Source organism: Stenotrophomonas sp. NRRL B-14846, from assembly GCF_050473585.1.
Lineage (GTDB): Bacteria > Pseudomonadota > Gammaproteobacteria > Xanthomonadales > Xanthomonadaceae > Stenotrophomonas.
Genome location: NZ_JBFLUN010000022.1, coordinates 2,420,865 through 2,442,258, shown reverse-complemented (window position 1 = coordinate 2,442,258; position 21,394 = coordinate 2,420,865). Strand labels below are relative to the sequence as shown.

The 21,394-nt window shown below is 65.7% G+C and carries 6 protein-coding genes; 5 read left to right on the top strand and 1 reads right to left on the bottom strand.

Going from position 1 to position 21,394, the window contains the following annotated elements; translation table 11 throughout:
* Positions 1–7 precede the first annotated feature (7 nt).
* The 5 genes from AB1281_RS13495 to AB1281_RS13475 are packed head-to-tail and all read left to right on the top strand — an operon-like array spanning position 8 to position 21,036.
* Complete coding sequence (locus AB1281_RS13495; RefSeq protein WP_430346148.1) at positions 8–2,719, top strand: hypothetical protein; 2,712 nt, start codon at positions 8–10, stop codon at positions 2,717–2,719.
* Positions 2,712–3,911: a hypothetical protein gene (locus AB1281_RS13490; protein ID WP_430346147.1), complete on the top strand. Its 1,200-nt coding sequence runs from the start codon at positions 2,712–2,714 to the stop codon at positions 3,909–3,911. The genes AB1281_RS13495 and AB1281_RS13490 overlap by 8 nt, the downstream gene beginning before the upstream one ends.
* Complete coding sequence (locus AB1281_RS13485) at positions 3,911–5,824, top strand: hypothetical protein (protein ID WP_008265179.1); 1,914 nt, start codon at positions 3,911–3,913, stop codon at positions 5,822–5,824. The genes AB1281_RS13490 and AB1281_RS13485 overlap by 1 nt, the downstream gene beginning before the upstream one ends.
* A 17-nt stretch (positions 5,825–5,841) precedes the next feature.
* Positions 5,842–7,350, top strand: coding sequence for a hypothetical protein (locus tag AB1281_RS13480; RefSeq protein WP_430346146.1), 1,509 nt, complete (start codon positions 5,842–5,844; stop codon positions 7,348–7,350).
* A 3-nt stretch (positions 7,351–7,353) separates the two neighbouring features.
* The gene (locus tag AB1281_RS13475) at positions 7,354–21,036 is read left to right on the top strand and encodes a PLxRFG domain-containing protein (RefSeq protein WP_430346145.1); all 13,683 of its coding nucleotides are present in this window, start codon (positions 7,354–7,356) and stop codon (positions 21,034–21,036) included.
* Here AB1281_RS13475 and AB1281_RS13470 read toward each other — a convergent pair whose 3' ends face one another.
* Positions 21,037–21,357, bottom strand: coding sequence for a hypothetical protein (locus AB1281_RS13470; protein ID WP_430346144.1), 321 nt, complete (start codon positions 21,355–21,357; stop codon positions 21,037–21,039).
* Between the last annotated feature and the right edge of the window lie 37 nt (positions 21,358–21,394).

The following is a 21,394-nucleotide window of genomic DNA, read 5'->3' as shown; positions in this document are numbered from 1 at the left end:
GAGCCCCATGCGCTACGGGCCCGCCCGCGTCGTCTACAGCGGCGACAAGGAACGTGCGCAGGCCTTTCTGCCGAAGGGCCTGCAGCTCCTGCGCAATGCCCAGGAGCGCCAGCGGCTGGGTGGCTTGAACGTCCTGCGCGATTACCAGGTTCTGGACGACGACAGCTACTGCTACGTGATACTGGGCGGCGGCATGGCCGCGGTGCATATCGTCGCCGGGTACGCGCCCTCGGTGGGCGAAGTCGAGGTGGAGCGCAATGTCATTCCGGACTTTGTTTCCGGGGTCATTCGCAACGGGTACATCGAGTCCGCTTCGCGTTGGGAGGGTGACAGTCGACGGGTGCTCTCTCAATTTCATCCCACCTTGCGTTGCGCGGAAACCTATAGCCTGTGGGGGAAGAAGGTGCAGGTTCCTTCCTATGGTTATCAGGAGTTCGAGCGCCTGGCTGTGGAGCCGCTGCAGGGCTTCCCCGAGTTGCGCAACCCTGCAACAAGCGGACAGGCGGCCGAGCGCGTCTATTCGCAGTACACGCTGCTGCGCCCGACCATGTACTCGGGTGCGATGCGGGGGCTTGTACAGGCACTGATGGGCTTCGGCCGCCAGCGCCGTCGGCCCCCCGCGAAAGATGGGCAGTCGCGCGGGCGGGAAATCAGCCTGTACGAGAAGATCCGTAGTGGGCCAGCGCAGACCGACGTGGACGGTGGTACACCGCCATCATCCCGATCCACGTCCACATACCTCACGGAGGTGGCCAACGAGGGGCTGCAGGTTCGCTACGACTGGAAGTTCTACCGCACGCACGGCCTGACGCGGGCAGCGGATGGCCGCTGGTGGTTGGTGGAGATCAGTGGCAGTGCGGGAGTGATCGCGATGCCACTGCCGCTGCATGACGCCACGTTGAGCAGCACGTTCCGTGAGCTGCTCGAGCAGCGTGGAGACGTTGACGCGCTCCACCTCATTGAGCAGTTCGGAGGCTTCCCGACAGGCGAGCCGTTCCCCAAAGCAGGATCACTGGAATCATGGATCCGTGCGGGACGGGTTGTGCGCCTCGCAGCACGAGCGGATCTCGCTGAATTTTACCGTCACAGTCCCTACTCATCGGATATGGGCTGGGCGTTCAATCTGCGTGGCGACGAAGCGCACAATACAGCCTGGCGCTTTGGGGACGATGACCTGCAACGCGGGGTTCACTACGCCATCAGCTTGCAGATCGGCGCGGTCCGGCCGGTCAAGGAAACGGCTGATAGCCCGCTGTTGAAGCGCCTCGAGCGGATGCGCGATGCTGGTTTGTTCCCGGATCGAATTGACGCGGCAATCTGGAAGGCTGCGCGCATGTCAGCAAAGCAGCGCGCCCTGGCAATCGGTACCGATGAGGCGGTGTTTCGATACGTCGATGCGCTGGCTTTGGAGCCTATTGCGGTGGGTAGCGCTCGAGTGAGCAGGGTGAGCGAGGGCTTCCTGTGGTTCTCGCCGGCGGCCAAGCAGGACAACGGAAACATCATCAGGTTTCCTGAAACGGTGCTGGGCCACCTGGTTTCGCACTCCATGCAGCCTGCGTCGCGATTGGCGGAGCAGCCGGCCCTCTGCCACACGACCATGCATGTTTTCTTCGCAGGGAACGACCTGAAATGGGTCAAGTTCTACTGGGTTCGGGAATCAAGCGCACCAGCGCAGAACACCAGCGACTTTGAAGACTGCATGTACGTCGGCCAATGGCGCGCACATGACGAGGCGGGAACGCGACGCATCCCAATGATGTTCTACACGAACGATTTCGACCACCGTGAGGAGCTTCCTGCGGGGACCGTCGACACCCATATTGAGAGCAAAGACCTCGGATACTCGAGCGTCGATGTCATTGACTTTGGACCGCCCTATGCGAATGAGGGCTCCGTGACGCGCACCAAACGATTCCTTCGCCGTACCGAGGTGCGGCGCGTTTCGTCCCCGGACTTGGGTAGCGGCGTGGCGGTACCCTTCGGCGATCGCGAGAGCTACTACTATGCCTGGCGCCGCGGCCACGCCGGCACCGAGCGTGAGGTGCAGCACGAGTATCGCTATCTGCTTGACCCGCACCACTACGAGCATTGGCGGAACCGCGCTCCGTGGTCGGGCGGCGAGTGGTCAAGCGGCGTAGGCTGGCCGCCGAGCGAGGGTGAGGAACCCGGTACCAGCTACTGGATACGCCTCGAACAGCATCCGACTGGCTACGGTCCGGTGACTCAGCGCACTGTGTGCACGCCCGGCGTCCGCCACGCGCACTACAACTGGCTCGCCGGCACGGCCTGGCACGACGGCAACAGCTACAGCCCCTACGACTGCGGCGATGCCGCCGATGAGGGACCGTGGCTTTCGGGCGGCGAGCATGCGACTTCACTGGCGTACTCCGTCCCTGAGCCCCCTCTCCCCGTGCCGGTGAGGGAGTTGTCACCGCCGGGAGGCGAGTACGAGGTGTGGTGGATCAGCAGCTCGACTTTGGGGCAGATACGCACGCACCGCGAGGAGGGTCTGGGGTTCGGCCTTTGGGCTACCCCGTCACCGACGGTGGATACCAACCTGACCCAGTACATCGAAGCGACCTACAACTGCCTGGGCGAGGCCACGTCTGCGCGGTATGGCCTGAATCTCAACGGCGGAAGCCGAGCGGTGGGTGTACCGCAGTATCCAGGCATGGAGAGCCGCCCCCTCACCTACATCGGAGTAATCGACGGTGGCTGAACATCAGTGCCTGATGCTGGAAGACGGGATCTACCATTCCGAGCAGTGGCTGATCGCGAGGAATGACTTGCTGACCGACGCTGGAAGCGCGGTAGAGGCATACTCCTTCGGCCTGTCCGTGTCGCTACGCGACTCTGCCATGGTGCTCGAGAGCTACATTGGAATTCGAACTCTGGGGCTTGCTGAGGCCGGGGTTTGGCAGGAGGTCTACCGACCGGTCGCCTTGCCCGAAGCGCTGCTGCTAGACCGTGGAAGGATCGGCGAGCGGTGGATGACGCGACGGTCGGTCACGATCTCGGACGCCGGCGCTTGGGGAGAATCGTACGGCGGCAACAGCCGCCTGGCGGTGCAGGAGCGCGGTGCGTTTTCTGAGCAGTACGTGCCGACCGGATCGCCGTCCGCAATGCTTTCGGACATCGCCAAGGGGGCGGAGCGGTATTCAAGCGCCCGCACCGGAGCCTTGGCCGAGCTTGGTCATTGGGGCGAGCTCTTCACTGCAGCGCGTAGCGCGCTCCTGGCCGATGCTGGGCGACTCGGTGAGATCCTCTCGGCGGAGGCCAATGCGATCGTGTTCATCCGCGAGCGCGGCATGTTGGCCGACCAGTTCACGGGCATTGGGCGGCCTCGCGGACTGCTGGTAGACGCTGGATGGGGTGATGAGCGATATCTGCCATCGCCGCCGATGCCGGCCGGGGATGGGCATACCGCGCGGCGCGTCGGGATGACCACGGGCTGGACTGCTAACACCGACACCTGGGCCATGAGCCGCTACACCGATCTGCCGATGAATTCGCTGGCGGTGATTGACGGCGTGTTGTACGGCGCCGGCGATGCCGGACTGTTTCGCCTTGAAGGCGAGAACGACTTCGGGCTGCCGATCAATGCGCACGTGCGGACTGGCAAGCAGGCCCTGACCGGCGAGCAAACGGCGACGATGCGGACGGTGTATGCCGGCGCAACCACCGATGGACGGTTGCAGTTGACGGTGGATGCCGCCCCCAAGGGCGTGCCTGTGTTCTACACCTACGATTTCGAGCCACGCCTGGCTGAAGACCTGGCGCCCCAGCGGGCGAAGTTGGGGCGAGGCCTGAAGTCTCGCTACTGGCAGGCGACCATCGGCAACAAGGCCGGTGCTGATTTCACGATTGACAGCGTGTCGGTGCTCGATAGCGCCGGCCAGAGGAGGGTTTGATGGACAACTCGATCGCACCGTCGAATGACACGAAGAATGCCTATCAGGAGGCCATTCGGAACGTCAACAACGCCATGGAATACATGATGGGTGCGGCCGGCGAATGGCTGGGCCGGACCGAAACCAGCATCCACAACCTTGGACGCTGGACGCCGGCGCAGGAGCTGACGCCACCGGATATACGGCCCAGTGAGGTCGTTGTTGGCGATATGCCGACCTTTACCCCGCCCGATCCGAACTTGCTGGGGGAGGTGGGGGAGGTTGTGCCGCCGCCCTACGAGGATCTGCTGCACCTTATCGATGATCTTGATCTCGATGATCCTGGCCCGTTCCAGCCGAGCGTTGGCTTGCCGGTGATGCCGGCTACTCCGGCGCCGCTGAACCCTGGCGCCGCCCCCGAGCGGCCGGCGGTGAACCCGGTCGAGTTGCCGGTTGAGCCTGATCTGACGTTGCCTGCGGCGCCCTCGCTGGAAGCGCTCACGTTGCCGCCCGTGCCACAGGTGGACATTCCACCGTTCGATGTGGAGGAGGTGCCCACGTTCAATACCGATGTTCCGAGCCTGCGGTTCGACTGGCAGGAGCAGGAGTATTCACCGATGGCCCTCAACGAACTGTCGGCCAGCATCAAGCAGATGCTCGCCGGCGGTTTCGCGATGCCACAGGCGGTGCAGGACGCGCTATGGGCGGCCGCAGTGGAGCGGGAGGATGCGACCGCGCGTAAGGCGATCAGCGCGGCGGCTGATGACTGGGCGGCACGTGGGTACACCATGCCGCCGGGCATGCTTGTGGAGCAGGTGAACGCTGTCCGGGAACAGGCGGCGCTGAATGCCAATGGTCACAGCCGGGATGTGTTCTCGAAGGCTGCAGAATGGGCGATTGAGAATCTTCGAACTGCGGTTGCGCAGGGAATTGCCCTGGAATCGATGTGGTCGCAGCATTGGCAACAGACCGCGCAGAGGGCGTTCCAAGGCGCCGAGGTGATGCTCGGTGCAATGAAGGATGAGTTCAACCTCCATGCCGCGGCGTTCGGCCTGCGGCTGCAGAGCATCCAAGCCAAGCGGGAGGTGTTCGAAGCGCGGCTGCGTGCGGAGTTGGCCAAGCTGGACATTCTGCGTGCGCAGATCGAAGCGGAGCAGTTGAAGGGCACGATCAATGAGCAGAGGGTTCGGATTTATACCAGCCAGCTCGAGGGGGTGAAGGTGCTGGCCGACATGTTCAGTACCCGGCTGCAGGGGGCAAAGATCCGGTCGGAGATCGAGCGCGACAAGATCGACGCTTACAAGGTGGATGTGGAGGCCTGGGATGCGCGCCTGAGCGCCGAAAAGACCCGGTTTGAGGTGTACGACTCTCAGGTGCGGGGTGAGGTGGCCAAGGTGCAGGCCTTCGAAGCCGAAGCACGGGCCTATGCCGCCACTGTGTCTGCCGCCAGCGACCGCAACAACTCAAGACTGCGCGTGATCGAGGCGAAGCTGAGCGCCACGGATGCCAGCGTGCGGAAGTTCCTGGGCCTACTGCAGTCTCAGACAGCGGTAGTCGCAGCGCGAAAGGACGCGATCACTGCGCGGGCTCAGACCTATGCGGCTGATACTCAGCGGTGGGGCGAGCAGATGCGATATGCCGGCCAGGCTGAGGAGATCCGGGTGCGCGCCCAAGAGGCATCGGTGCGAAACAACATCGCGTACTTTGAGGTGGTCAGCCGTCAGTTCGAAGCACGCATGCAACGTTTGCAGCAGGTCGCGCTGGCCCTGAAGGATGCGATGAGCTCGGCGGGCCAGATGTCCGCTCAGATGGCCGCCGGCGCGATGAGCGCTATCCATGCCTCCGCATCGATCAGCGGCAGCGGCAGTGCCAGCGATTCGACTTCGGTCAGCCGCAGCTACAACTATTCCGGCGAGATCGCCGACGCCTCGTAACCACGAAAGGAACCGCCATGGCAAACGACCAACAGAAGCCCTATCCGCAGGTCAGCAGCACCTTCGCGCCTGCAGCGACGGCAAATCTCACTGGCGCCGACTACCGTGTAGGCCGGGGCCTGAGCAGCGGCGCGGTACCGTCCCTCCAGGCGGCGGCCGGACAGCCGGCGGCCGCTGCGGCACCCGCGCCGGCGGCGGGAACGCGGTTCGGCCGTGGGCTGCGTACGTGGGCCGACGAAACCGAGAAGGTGCACCGTCGAACGGTGAATGCGGGGCTGGGGGCAGCCGAAGGCCTGGCCAACGCCGCTCTGGCACCCGGCCGCACGCTTGGCGGCTTCGCTCGGGACGCAGTGAGCGGCTTCAATGGCACTGAGCACCCGGATGCCGGCAAACCGCTCAACCTGCGGGTCACGCTGCCCCGATTGAGCGCAGCGGCGGCCGCGCCAGCGGCGGGCGCCGTTTCAGCGGACAGCCCGGCAGCACCAGCCGCTACGAGCGCAGCGCCTGGCCCGGTGGGAGCTGCCGCGGCATCGCCGCAGGGGCCGACGGTGATCGTGAACGATGGCACGGTTGGGGCGCCGGAGAACCCCTACCTCAAGGACGATCCGAAAGCTCTCGTGCCGGGTATGCGAACGCTGGACGGCCAGCCGGGCGGAGTTGCCTCGCGCATCGGCGAACACGGCGAGAACGTGTACGACAACGCGAGCCTAGCCCGCCTTGGCCAGAACGAGAATCGCAACACGCTGGGCGCATTCGACGCGCGCACCGTTGGCGGACTGCCCGCCAGCCTGCCCGTGGTCGGCGCCGGGACCGCCGGTACCGGCGCGGTGGGTGCTGTGATCGGCATGCCCGGCGAAGCGGAGCGGCGCGCAGCGATGCGGCAGAGCGAGCTGGCCACGGACCTGCGGACCAAGGGGCGCGGCAGCCCGAGCATGCGCCGTGCGTTGGTGGATCAGTACCAGGCGGAGCAGGGCAACGCGGTCAGCATGGCGAACAACGCCGCCAAGATTGCCAGCGATGAAGGGCTGGCCGGTGCGAGCCTCGCCGCGCGCTCCGCCGAGGCTGGCGCTGATCGGCAGCTTCGCGGGCTGGGTCTGGCGGCCGACATTGCGCAGCGCAAACAGCAGGGCCAGCAGGTGGCTCGCATGCTGACGGGTGCCGATGGAAATGCCTATGGGCTGACCAACGATGGCGCCGTGCGGCAGATCACCGGCGCCGACGGCAAGCCATTCCGTGGGGCGGCCGACGCTGCCGGGGCGATCACCCCGAAGGTGCGACTCGACTTCCTCGGCGAGCAGCGCAAGAGCATCAACGATTCCCTGGGCCTCAGCGCCGAAGAGAAGGCCTCGGCGCTGGCTGACGTGGATGCCCAAATTGCTACACTCCTCGGCGGCAATCAGGTTCCACAAGGCGGACCTACGCCGCCGGAGGCGGCCATTGCCCAATTGCGAGCCAATCCCGGCACGCGCGCCCAGTTCGACGCCACGTTCGGCGCTGGCGCAGCGGCCCGTTACTTGGGGAAATAATCGATGTCGCAGGACAAGAACCCTTACGAGCAGTACGTTCAACATGCGGCACCAGAGGCCGGCTCGAGCAATCCGTATGCGGAGTTTGCCCAGCCTCGTCGGCTGAGCGGAGCGCCGGCGGCCGAGCCCAAGGCCGCTGGGTTTGGCGAGGCAGCATGGCGTGGCTTCAAGCGGAGCCTGCCGGAGACGAAAAGCCTCCTGTACGGCGCGGCCGCAGCCACCGGCGGGTTGGTTGGTGCCGATGGGCTGCGAGACTGGGGATTGGAGAACTACCAGCGCGTGCAGCGTGAGGAAGTTGAGCCGCTGCAGAACAACTCGTCGTTCAAGGGGTCGGTATCGGGCGATGCCTCCTTCGGCGAATGGGCCGGCGACACCCTGGGCAACTTCGGTGGCCAGGCGCTCCAAAGCCTGGCCGTATCCGCTGCTGGTGCCGCTGCCGGCGGTGCCGCCGGCGCTCCGGCAGGCGGCGTCGGCGCGGCGCCTGGCGCGGTGGTGGGTGCGGTCGGTGGTCTGGTTGCCAAGACCGGCGCCAAGAAGCTCATCAACGCAGAAGTGCGCAACCTTGTGGAACAGCAGTTGGCCAAGGGCGTCGGCCTTGAGGCGGCGGAGCTGGCGGGATCACAACTGGCGAAGAAGCGCCTTGCACAGCTCGGCGGGGGTGCCCTTGCCAACACCGGGTTGAACGTCGGGCAGGAAGTGGGCATCGCGTACACCGGCCGAGCGGATGATGCCGCTGAGGCCGGCGAGGCTTTGACCAGCGGAGACGCCGCGCGCGCGATCGCATGGGGTGTACCGGCCGGCCTGGTGGACTCTGCGGCCGAGGGCCTGATCGCGGGCCGGTTGTTCCGAGGCGCCTCCGCGAGCCCGCAGATGGGGCGCCGCATGCTGACGGGGGCAGTGGAGGGGGCGATCACCGAAGGTGCCACCGAGGGCGTGCAGGCGGTGATGGAGCGCGCTGGCGCGCGGCAGGCGCTGACTGGTGCGGAGGCCTACGACGACTATCTCGAGAACGTCGCCGCCGGGGCGCTGGGCGGCAGCGTGCCGGGCGCCGCGTCTGGCTTCCGCCGCAGGCTGCCGCAGAACGCGCCGGAGGAGCAGTCCAGCGTTCCGCAGCAAGCTCCGCTGGCGCTACCGCCGCCGGAGGCGGTCACCGTCGACCCCGAGGGGCAGGCGGTCACTGCGGCCCAGGCGTATGCGCGCGACGCGGCTGATGCGGCGTTTGCTCAGGAGCGGCAGAACATCGGCCTGACGCCGGATGTAAATCAGGCGCGCGCTCAGCACCCTGCGGCCGCGCCGGTGGCCACTCCGACGCTGCCGGATGGAAGCCCGGTACCGGACGCCTCGAATGGCCCGCTGTCGCGGGCAGTGAATGTTGCCGTGAACAATGGCGCAGCGCAGGCTGCCGCCGACGTGCAGGCGATGACGGCCGCATTGCAGGGCGAGCCCGTTGCTCCCCGCAAGGGCGAATTGATCGAGAGCACCGCGCGCCGCTTGCCGTCCGCGCCGCGCGGCGTGGATCCGGCCACCGGGGAAGTGCTGCAGCGGCCGGGTGCTGATGAAATGCGCTCCTTCCTGCATCGGCAGATGGAGACGAATGGACGCATGCCGGCCGTGAGCACGCTGGCGCGCGCCATGGGTGTTGATGCGTCCGAGGCCCAGCAGGTGGTGAGCGATGTGTTCGCTGATCGCCGTGCCCTGAACGAAGAGGCGAAGACCAATGCACGAGCTGCCGGACGATCCGAAGCCGGACGAGGCGACCTGGCGCGCGGCGCTGTGGACGCTGGCGGGGTTCCAGTCGAAGGTGTCGCTGTTCCGCAGCCTGTTTCTGGCGCAGAAAGCCCCCGCAGCGCCCCCGCCACCGCGGCAGTTGAGCGGGCGGCGACTGAGCCCCTGACCGCTCCGTCGGTCGTCCAGGCCGCCGCAGCAGAGGCTGCGACGAGCCCGGCGAACGCGCGTCCCGAGCCGACCGAGGCGCAGAAGGAGGCCGGCAACTACAAGAAGGGCCATGCGCGTGTGGCTGGCCTGGATGTGTCGATCGAGAATCCGGCCGGCACCAGCCGCCGCCCCGAGTGGCCGCCGCTGCAGGACCACTACGGGTATTTCAAGGGTTCCAAGGGCGCCGACAAGGACCACGTGGACGTGTTCATGACGGACCGGGCAGAGGACGAGAGCCTGCCCGTTTTCGTGGTGGACCAAGTGAACAAGGATGGCTCCTTCGATGAACACAAGGTGGTCATGGGGGCGCCGTCGGAAGCGGACGCCCGACAGACCTATCTGCGCAACTACGAGCCGGGCTGGGATGGCCTGGGCGGTATCACGCAGATGTCGCAGGAGGAGTTCCGCCGCTGGGTGAAGGATCCGAGCAAGACGACCGTGCCCGCTGCTGCCCAGCAGGTTCAACAAGCGGCACCTGGACGCGCCGCGATCGACACCCGCGAAGTGGATCGAGTCATGGGCGCAAAGGCGTCCGAGCTGACCACCGTGCGCAACGTCCACGGCGAAGCCTTCAAGGTGCGCAAGAAGGATCTGGAAGGTTCCCGCGTACTGCTGCCGACGTACGACGCCAGCGGAAAGCCCCGTATGACCAAGCAGGGCGTAACGCGCCTGCACCGGGACAACATCGCCAGCGATGAGCAGGTGGCCACCTACAACGCGGGAGCGAAGACGATCACGCGTCGCGGTGCCCGCAACACGAAGGAAGAGGGCTTTTCCAAGCCGGAAGTAGTGCAGCGCGAGATCAAGCGGCGTGGGCTCGATCCGGCCAACTATGAGGTGCGCAAGCACTTCGGCGGCTATGTAGGGGTGCTGAAGGAGGCCCCGGACACCGCGATCAAGAGCCAACCGCCGACGGCCGGCAACGAGGGCCGGGGTGCCCAGCCGACCAGCAAGGGCGACGGCGCCGCGCGCACGGAAATCCATCGCAGGATCGACCAGGAGTTCGCGGAGAACCTCGAGGCCATCGCAGAGGAGGGCATCGGCGCCGGTGACACCGTGAAGTTCCGCTCCGGCGATGAGACCCTGGCTGCGGAGGTGATGGAGATCGACAACGAGCAGGGCACGCTGCAGGTTCGCCTCGAGAACGGTGCAATTCGCATCGTTCCCGGTCGGGTTGCGGTGAAGCCCGGTGGCGACGCCGCGCCGACGGGCAAGCCGGAGAAGAAGGCGAAGAAGCCCGCGCGCGCTCCCGAGGCAAGCGCGAACACCATTTTCACGGAAGATGCGGCCGAGAGGGCGCGTGCGACTCTTCGTTCCAAGCTGAGCCAGCTCAACTCCGGGATCGATCCTGAGATCCTGCAGGCGGGCATCACGCTGGCCGGGTACCATATCGAGAAGGGCGCCAGAACCTTTGCGGCGTACGCCCAGGCGATGCTGGCTGACCTTGGCGAGGGCGTGCGTCCATACCTGAAAAGCTGGTACATGGGAGTCAGGTTTGACCCGCGCGCAACCGATTTCGAAGGGATGGACAGTGCGGCCGCCGTTGAATCGGCCGACGTGGACGCAATCGCCGCTGCTGCGGCACAGACCGAGTACACCGAGCAGGGGAATGCTGATGAGCAACCGACTGGACCCGAACTGGGTGCGGCAGATCAAGCAGGAGCACAAGCGCCTGCAGGCCGACGAGGACGTGATGCACAACCAGGAGCTGCATCGGCGGATCCTGGCAACGTGGAAGGAAACCAACCCGGAACTGCTGGCGAGCCTGCAGCGCGAGGGGATGGCCGACGCACTGGCGTACGTGCTGCAGCAGAGAATGTGGACGGAGCAGGACGAGCTGATGGCAGCCGGACTACCGGTGACCGACGCGCGCGAGCAGGCCGAGCGGAACAACCTGATGCTGGATCCCAGCGCCGCGGCGTAGCGAAGTCGCCGGCAGAGGTCAGCCCGGCCAATCCTGGGCCGGGGAACTTCCACATCGCGGATCCGACCGCAATCGCTGGTGGCGGTCCGGTGGCTCGCTTCAAAAAGAGCCAGGCCGCGATCGAGCTGTTCAATGAGCTGTCTGCCGTGGGGCGAGAGCCCACGATTGAGGAGCAGGCTGTCCTTGCTGGCTACACCGGCTGGGGCTCCTTCGGCCAGGAACTGTTCCAAGGCACGTGGGAGCGGCCCCGTCCGAAGGCCGGATGGGAGCAGCGCGACGCGTGGCTGAGGGAGAACCTTGGCCGTGAAGCATGGGAGAGCGCGCAGCGCTCGATCACGAATGCTCACTACACGGACCCGCCGACGGTCGCCGCCATGTGGGACATGGTGAAGACCATGGGCTTCCAAGGCGGCCGCGTGCTCGAGCCGGCAATGGGCATCGGCAACTTCTTCGGGCTGATGCCGCAGGCACTGCAGCGGCGCAGCCAGCTCGCCGGCATTGAGCTGGACCAGACCACCGGCGGCATGGCCAAACTGCTGTACCCAGGCGCCAACGTGCGGGTGATGCCGTACCAGGAGTCGAAGACCCCCGACAACTTCTACGACCTGGTGATCGGGAACTGGCCATTCGAGAACACCGTGATTGCGGACCGGCGGTACCAGCGCCTGAACCCGCATCTGCACGACTACTTCTTCTTGAAGGCCCTTGACCAAACCCGTCCGGGTGGTCTGGTGGTGGGCATCACGTCCGCCGGCACCATGGACAAGAAGGGGTTCGGCGTCCGCGCAGAGCTGGCGAAAAAGGGCGAGCTGTTGGCCGCATTCCGCCTTCCGTCCGGAGCGTTCGAGGAATATGCCGGCACGCAGGTGGTCACGGACATCCTGATTCTGCGCAAGCGCGACGTGCCGTTGGCGCAGGCGATGGATGCCGGATGGATCGAGTCGAAGGAGCTGATGACCCCGGCCGGCGAGCCGGTGCTGGTCAACGAATACTTCCATGCCAATCCTGACCATGTAGTGGGGCAGATCGACCACGGGCAGGGCGCCAACAGTGCTCGGCCAGGGATGCTGGTACGCCGGCCGGCCGACATGGGCGCCGAGTTGCAGCGTATTGCCCGCCTCGTGCCGAAGGGGGCGTACCAGAAGGATGCCCGCCCGGCGCAGGTCAGCTACATCACCAATCACACGGCCGATCGCGAGAACGCCCTGACCAAGACGGAAAAGGGATTCTTCATCGTGCGCGGCGAGCACCTGGCGCCGGCCAGCGAGGTGATTGCCTACGCCGTCAAGGATCCGGCCAAGACGGCCGCGCGCGAGCGCCAGCTCTCGAGCCTGATCGATATGCGGCAGCAGTATGCGGCCCTGATCGAGGCGGAACGGGCCGGTACCGACGCAGAGCAGGCGCGCACGGCCCTTCGAGCCCTCTACGACGGCTTCGTGCAGGAGCATGGCCGGCTTGGAGCGAGCTACGGGCTGCAGTACCTGCGGAAGGTGGACGATCCGTTCTACCCGGCGCTGGCGGCACTCGAGGTTCCGGATAGTCGGACGCAGGGCTTCCGGCCCGCCCGGATCCTGACGGAAAGCACCACGCGTGGCGCTCGCCGCATTGAGAACCCCAGCGTGGCGGATGCCTTTGTGCTGGCCCGCAATCGGTCGATCAACCCCAGCGCCGCCGAAATCGCCGAGATCGCCAGCCGCCCCGAGGCCGAGGTCAAGGCCGAGCTGATCCAGCAGGGCGCCGTGTTCGAGCTCCCTGGCGGCGACATCCTGCCTTCGGACATCTACCTGTCGGGTAATGTCCGCGAGAAGCTGCGGCAGGCGCAGGCAGCCGTAGCGGAGGGCATGGGGCACATTCAGCGCAACGTGGACGCGCTGAAGGAAGTAGTGCCTGCAGACATTCCCTATTACAAGATCGAGACGCAGCTCGGCGCCACCTGGGTGCCGGTAGATGCCTACCGCGACTACATCGCGCACATGCTCGGTACCGAGAGTGCACAGGGTGTTGAAGTGTCCTTCTCGGCCGGCCGCTGGCGGGTCCGAATTCCCGATTCAATGAAGGGGAGGGCGGAAGCCCGGACCAACTTCGGAACCGACAAGGTGCCGTTCCAGCGCCTGATGAACGCGGCGATCTCGAATCAGACCATCACGCTGCATCGCCCTGCCAGGGACGGCGGAGGTGTGGATGTCGACGCAACGAAGGAGGTGACGGAGAAGATCGCCAACATCCGCGGTCGCTTCGCCGAATGGTTGTGGAGTGACGCCGAACGCAAGGTGGCGGTGGAACGCGAGTACAACGAGGTCCGCAACGCCTACGCAACGCCCAAGTTCGACGGTTCCTTCCTGAGCTTCGAAGGTATGGCGCTGTCGTTGGGCAGCGGCCCGTTCGACCTCCGCGACCACCAGCGGAACGCCATCTGGCGAGGCCTGGTGATGCGCAAGTCCATCAACGCCCATGAGGTGGGTACCGGCAAGACGTTCACCATGGGCGGTATTGCCGTTGAATCGCGGCGCTACGGCATTGCCAAGAAGCCCTTGCTGCTGGCGCACAACGCCAACAGCGCCAGCGTGGCTGCTGAGATCCAGATGATGTACCCGGCTGCGAAGGTTCTCTATGTGGACAACCTGTCGCCGGCGACCGTCGATGTGAAGCTGCGCCAGATCGCCAACGACGATTGGGATGCCGTGGTGCTGCCTCATTCCCTGATGGATCGCCTGACGTTCCGGAAGGACACGCTGATGGGATTGGCAGCGGAAGAGATCGCCCAGCTCGAGGAGGCCGCGCACGAGGCCGCCAGCGATGATGGAACGAAGCTCACGCCCGAAATGCTGGCGGACGAGGATGAGCTGAAAAAGCTGCGCTCGCCGACGGCAAAGGAGCTGGTGAAGATCCGCAATCGCATCCTGAACTCGATCCAGATCCAAGCCGACCGTGCGTCGCGGCCTGGCGCCATCCCGTTCGAGGAACTGGGGATCGACATGGTGCTGGTGGATGAGGCCCACGAGTTCAAGAAGCCGCCGTTCACTACCAAGATGCGCATGAAGGGCTTGCAGACCCAATCCTCAGCGCAGTCGATTGGACTGAACTTCCTCACGCGCTACGTCCGCACCAACAACAACGGCAACAACGTGCACCTGTTCACGGGCACCCCGGTCACGAACACCATGACCGAGGTGTTCCACCAGATGCGGTACGTGATGGCGGAGGAGATGGAGGCGGCCGGCGTCGACCAATGGGACGGCTGGTTCGGATCGTTTGCGCGCGAAGTGCAGGATGTCGAGCTGAACGCGGCTGCCGAATACGAGGCGGTCACCCGCCTGGCCGCCTTCATCAACGTGCCCGAACTGCGCCGGATGGTCGGGCAGTACATGGACGTGGTGTTCGCCGATGACATGCCGGAAATGCGGCCGCGCCGCACGGCCTCTGGCAAGCGGCTGGGCGACAAGACCTTGACCGAGGCCGAGAGCGCTGAGCTGCTGAACGGCCGCACAGAAGGGGCCAAGGACCGGCCGTACAAGAAGGTGGTTGTTGAGACGGCAGACCTGACGGCGCCGCAAAAGGCTGCCTTCGAGCGCATCCAAGGGTATGCCCGCTCCTGGCGGGGCATGACCAGCAAGGCCCGAAAGGAGGCCATGCTCGCCGGCTTGCCCGAGTCGCCCATCATCACCGAAGGGCTGGCGAACAAGGCAAGCCTGGATGTTCGCCTGCTGGACGGCGAGAAGTTGGCCGGCCAAGAGGGCCGCGCGGAGGATGACCCGAACAGCAAGGCCAGCCGCCTCGTGCGTAACGTTGCGGACCTCTACCGCAGCCATCCGGAGGCGAATCAGGTCATCTTCACCGAGCTGGGGATCTCGACCACCGCCACCCGCAAGGTGGGCCCGGTGGGAGCGCGCATGGACCAGCGCTACAAGGTGTTCTCCACGATCCAGGACGTGGTGGCTCGTCTGGTCGAGCAGGGCATCCCGCGCGACCAGATTGCCCTGGTGGATGGATCGACCAGCAAGGAAAAGCGCAAGGAAGTTGCCGACCGCATGAACCGGTCGGAAATCCGTGTGGTCATTGGCAGCACCGCATCGCTGGGTGTCGGCGTCAACATGCAGCGCAATCTGCGGGCCATGCACCATCTGGACGCACCGTGGATGCCCGGCGACCTCGAGCAGCGCAACGGGCGCGGTCATCGACAGTGCAACCAGTGGAACACGGTGCTCGAGTACCGCTACCTGACGGACCGACTCGATGGCCGCCGCTGGCAGGTGCTCGCGGTGAAGGATCGCTTCATCAAGGCGTTCCTGCGCTCCAAGGGCGATGAGCGAGTAATCGAGGGAGAGGCGGCAGCGGAGGAGCAGAGCGACATCCTGCAGACCTTTGCGGAGGCGGCTGGCGATCCGCGCATCCTGATCCGGGAAAAGCTCCGCAAGAAGATCGAAGGCCTGCAGTCGAGGGAGCGCCTGCACAGCCGCGGCATCGCTGATTCGCAATCCAAGATTCGCTCGATCAGTAACCGTGCGGACCGCAATGAGGTGGTGCTTTCGAAGATCGAAAAGGCCGGCGCGGTTGACGCCGTGGACACCTTGGTGGCGATGAATGCCGGCAAGGGCTTCTCCATGGACGTTGACGGCAGGGCCCATGCCGACCGGAAGGAAGCGAGCGAGGCGATCGGGAAGTGGATCTCGGCCAACATGCGTGTTGGTGATGGCCCGGAGCGAGTGGCCACCTTCGGCGAGTTCCCGGTGAAGGCCATGTGGGACCGCTACGCGGAGGTGCCGCACCTGGTGCTGGATGTGCACGGCGTCGAGATAACGTCGAACCAGCCCACCGTGGCGAGCCTGGAGGCAGCGCTGCGCCGCTACCCGGTCGAAGTGCGGGAGCTGGCCGAAGGCATCGCCGAGGATCGCGCGACGGCGGAGCGGTTGCGCAAAGCCACGACGGAGCCCTTCCACATGGGCGACCAGCTCAAGGCGGCCGAGAAGGCGCTTGTGGAGCTTGAGCGCGACATTCAGGCCAATCCGGTTCCACCGCCGGCATGGCTCCGCAGCGGCGCTCCCGTCGAGACCGAGGTGGTTTGGAACGGCAAGACGTTCGAGGTGACCGGCCACCGGTGGACCGCTGACGGCTGGTTCGTGGTTGGCCGCGACGCACGCGGCGAGGTGGCCATTCCGTACGCGGAGGCGACCGACGGCCAGGGCATGCCGCTGTACGAGCCGCGCACCTTCGAATCCCCGGTGCTGGTCGACAAGAAGGCGGCACCGGCTGAGGCCGTGAAGCTGTCACGGCCGGCTGAGGTCGCCCCCCGCGGCATTTCGGCAGCCCAGGCCAAGAAGGCGATCGGCACGGTGACTGCGAAGTGGGGCAGCGAGGCGCCGGCGGTGGTGGTGCTGGAAAGCCATGCCGATCTGCCAGCACGGGCAAAGAGCGATCCCGAGCACGTGAGCGCGGAGGGGTTCTACGACGACTCGACCGGGACCGTCTATCTGGTGGCCAACAATCTGAGCAGCCCGCAGCGCGCTCTGCAGGTGCTGTCGCATGAGGCGGTGGGGCATTTTGGTATCGAAGCCATCACCGGCGACCGCACGTGGGCGGACATTGCGCGGACGATTGACCGCATGCGGGCCGGAGGAAAGCACGCCGCCCTGTTTGCTGAGATCGACCGCCGCTACCGTGGCGCGAATCGGGAAATCGGTATCCGCGAGGCCGTGGCCGTTATGGCCGAAAAGGGCGTTCGCAACAGCGTGATCGATCGAGCCGTCACGGCGGTGCGCAACTTCCTGCGGCAGCTCGGGTTCACGCTGCAGTTGAGCGAAGCGGAGCTGAGGCAGCACCTGGTCGCGGCGTCGCGATATGTCCGAGGCGGAGCGCGTCCGCGCGCGAGCAGTGCAGGTGCTGGCCTGGCCTTCTCCCGCACTGCCGGCGACCTCAACCAGTCCATCCCGGTAGTCGATGTCACGGTGGGCGACATATCGCCGGACCTGCCGCCGAAGGAGGCCCGTCGCGTGGCTCGCGACTACCTGGTGCGCATGCGCGATGCCGGCACGGTGATGCACAACGACGACAAGGGCTGGGACATCGGCCTCACCCGTCGTTCGATCAATGAGCTGGTGAGTTTCCGACCCGAGAAGCTGCTGCTGGTGCCGGCGCTGCCGCAGATCACGAAGGCGGCGGTACTGGGACGGTCACGCCCGAACGCGGACACGTCTGCGGTGAACCCGTCTGGCGATTCGGTGGTGGCCTATCACGACTTCTACGCACCGGTCCGGATCGGCGACGACCTGCGTGTGGCCCGCGTGGTGGTGCAGGAGCAGCGCAACGGGAAGTTCGCCTACGACCTGCAGCAATCGGATGTTCTGGAAAACGTAAGCCCCGCAGAAGCCGTGCGCGAACCCGGTCACATCCAAGGCGCGTCACGGCCCACAACGGGGCTCACGGCGCTGACCCTATCGCAGTTGCGGGATGCGGTCAATTCCGTGGATCGCCCCGGTTGGGTTATGTCAAGACCCGATCAGGTCCGCAGCCCCGAATTCAGGGAGTGGTTCGGTCGGTCGCAGGTGGCCGATGCCAGCGGCGATCCGAAGGTCGTGTACCACGGTACCGGCGAGGAGTTCTGGTCGTTCGATCCGGCAAGGCTGGGCCGTTCTACCGGGCACATGACGGCGCCACTGGGCTTCTTCTTCGATGAGAGCAAGGCGAAGGCGAAGCGGTACGCCGAGAAGGCCGCAGACGGTGTTCCCGCCGATGAGCGCGTGATCGACGCCTACCTGTCGCTGCAGAATCCCAAGCCCATGACCCTCGATCAGTTCCTCGCTGTCGATTCCTTCGAAGAGGCGAAGGCGCTTCGCTCGGCCCTCAAGGCTGAGGGGCATGACGGTATCCACCTTGCTGAAATCGGGCAGTGGATCGCGTTCGAGCCTGGTCAGGTGAAGTCGGCCACGGCCAACACCGGCGCGTTCAATTCGCGTAACGCCGACATGCGCTATTCGAAGCCCGATCCGGAGGCCACTGTTGCGGCCGTGGATGCCGCGTTGGGTGGACCGTCGAGCCGTGTGGCGGACAAGCTGAAAGCGATGTTCAGGGGGCTGAAGCCCGAGAATCTCCGCGAGAACACTCGGCCGGCCTGGCTCGGTGCGCTGACCTTGCGGCATCTGGCCGAGCTGGGCAGCGACTTGCATCTGCAGCAGGTCGCGGCCTACGCGGACCGAGTGCAGCAGATGGCTACCGACCGCAACATCATGCAGGAGGAGGCCGCAGGGATCGCGGATTCCTGGGAGAAGTTCCAGCGCAAGGACCGCGCCGGGGCTGATGCGACCGCGAACCTGATGCACGACACCACGATCGAGGGTGTCGACCCGTCCCAGGACTATGTGCCGTTGCGTACCGGCGCCACCCGCCGCGGTCCCGACGAGATCGTCACCCCTTCCAGCATCGAGCGCCGTAAGGCCTCGGTGGCAGAGGACATGCGCCAGGCGCGATCGTCGGAGGCTGTGGGCCGCCTGGAGGCCGAGCTGCAGGCACTGGATGACTTGCTCGCACAGGAGCAGGCTCGAAAGGCGGTCTACCCCGAGTTGGTCCGGCGCTTCCTGGCGCTGCCGGCCGCCGGCCAGCAGCTCTACCGCACCGCCAAGCAGGCCTACGTCCGCCAATCGGAACAGATGGAGCAGGCCCTGATCGACCGCATCGAAGCACTGCAGGCCGACCGGAAGTCCAAGGCGACGATGGTGAGCCAGATCCGACAGCAGTTCGAGTCGGCGCGTTTGAATGGTCCCTACTTTCCGCTGCAGCGCTTCGGTCAGTTCTGGATCTCCGCCACGGACGCTGCTGGCGAGCCTGCCTTCCTGATGTATGAGAAGGTCGAGCAGTGGCGGGAGGCACAGCGGGAGCTACCCGCGCGCGGCTTCACCGTGAAGAAGGCGGGCCGCAAGCTCGATGAGGCCCGCAGCCTGGCCGGTGCCAGCGGCGGCTTCATGGCCGACCTGCAGGAGCTGCTGGCCAACGCCGGCATTGACGAGAGCACACGCGACGACGTGTACCAGCTCTACCTGCGCACGTTGCCGGAGCTGTCGGTGCGAAAGCACCAGATCCACCGCAAGGGCACGGCCGGCTACAGCGCAGACGCCCTGCGGTCGTTCTCGTCAAACCTCTTCCACGGTAGCTTCCAGGTCGCGCGGCTTCGCCATGCCCACGAGCTGGACGCCGATTTGATGGACATGAAGGCAGCCGTTGACCGGTTGACCGAGAGCGATCCGGAGCGCGCGGCCAAGGGGGCGGCGCTCTATAGCGAAATGAACAAGCGGCACGAGTGGGTGATGAACCCCAAGGACTCCAAGACGGTCAGCGGGCTGACTTCGCTGGGCTTCGCCTGGTACCTGGGCACCACGCCGGCGGCCGCGCTGGTCAACCTGTCGCAGACGGCCATCGTTACCTTCCCGGTGCTGGCCGCCCGCTTCGGGGTCGGCAAGGCGTTCTCGGCCCTGTCGTCCGGGATGGGCCTTGCGCTGCGCACCGCGACGGGCGACATCACCGGCAACCTCAATGCGGAAGAACGTGCGGCGTACCACGTCTGGCGCACGTCGGGCGCGATCGACAAGTCCCAGGCACACAACCTGGCTGGCCTGTCGGAAACGGACACCCGCGCCTTTAACCCTGCGGTGCGCAAGGGCATGCAGGTGATCTCCTGGTTGTTCCACAAGGCGGAGGTAGTGAACCGAGAGGCAACCGCGTTGGCGGCCTTCCGCCTTGCGCGCCAAGGTGGCCAGACGTTCAACGAGGCGGTGAAGTACGCCGGTGATGTGGTGACGGAGAGTCACTTCGACTACAGCAACGCCAACCGCGCGCGCTTCATGCAGAGCAACGCAGCCAAGGTGCTGCTGCTGTTCCGGCAGTACAGCCTGAACATGACGTGGTTCCTGTGGAGAAACCTGTACCAGTCGATCAAGGGCCAGGCACCGGAGGTCCGCCGCGAGGCGCGCACGAAGCTGGGTGGGGTGCTCGGCATGACTGGCCTGTTCGCTGGCCTGATGGGCATGCCGCTGACCTCGGTGATGTTCGGACTGGCTGATGCCGCGGCGTCGGCGTTCGGCGATGACGACGACGAGCCGTTCGATTCGGAGGTGGCGTTCCGCAACTTCCTTGCCGATCTGCTGGGCGCGGATGCGGCCAGAATCTTGGCAAAGGGGCCGGTCGACTACTTCACCTCGGCCAGCATCGGCAGCCGCGTGAGCCTCAACGATCTGTGGTTCCGCGAGCCCAACCGCGAGCTGGAAGGCAAGGAAATGGCCGACTATCTGCTCGAGCAGGCCGGTGGCCCGTTGTTCGGCGGGATGCTGGTCAACACGCTGCGCGGCCTGGCACAGGTCCAAGAGGGGCACACCTGGCGCGGCGTCGAGACGATGATGCCCAAGGCGGTCAAGGACGGCATGAAGTCGGTCCGCTACACCACTCAGGGCGTCAACACCCTGCGCGGCGACCCTGTGATCGAGGATCTTGGGGTAGGCGGTTCGCTGTTGCAGCTCGCGGGATTCTCGCCTGCGAGCCTCAACGAGCGGTATGAAGGCATCAACGCGGCCAAGAACTACGAAAAGCGCCTGCTTGACCGCCGCTCATCGCTGCTGAATGCCTACGCGATGGCGTGGCGGGCGGGTGACGCCGATACGGTCACGAAGGTGTTGGGCAAGATCCGCTCGTTCAACGAGGCTCAGCCGGAGCTGGCGATCAACACGTCCACCATTCGCGACTCGCTGCAGGCCCGCATGCGTTACAGCTCCCGAGCTGAGGGTGGCGTTGTGCTGAACCCGAAGATCGCTGACAAGGCGCGGGAGGAGGCGCGCTTCGCCGAATAGTCAGCGCCTGGGGCGGAGCATCCTCTCGGCAATGATCGGGAGGGTGCATTGCCTGGGGTCGGCAGGATGCCCGACGTAGCCCGTCGGGCACCCGCCGAAGAAGCCGCGCTTCACGAACTGCGGCACGTCTTTTTCACAGCGATCCACATTCGCCGCCGGCGCGTGCTGGCCGTCGGGGCACACCTTGAAGCACGACTTGCCGACCGGCTTGAAGCCGGCAGCGCACTTCGGCTGCGCGTAGCGCGCATATGGGTTTGGTTCTTCGGCAGCGGCAGCGGTGGCAGCCAGAGCCAGGGCGAGCGCGGCGATGATGCGGAACATGACGATCCTCCTGATGTCAGGAGCGAATGATCGCCGG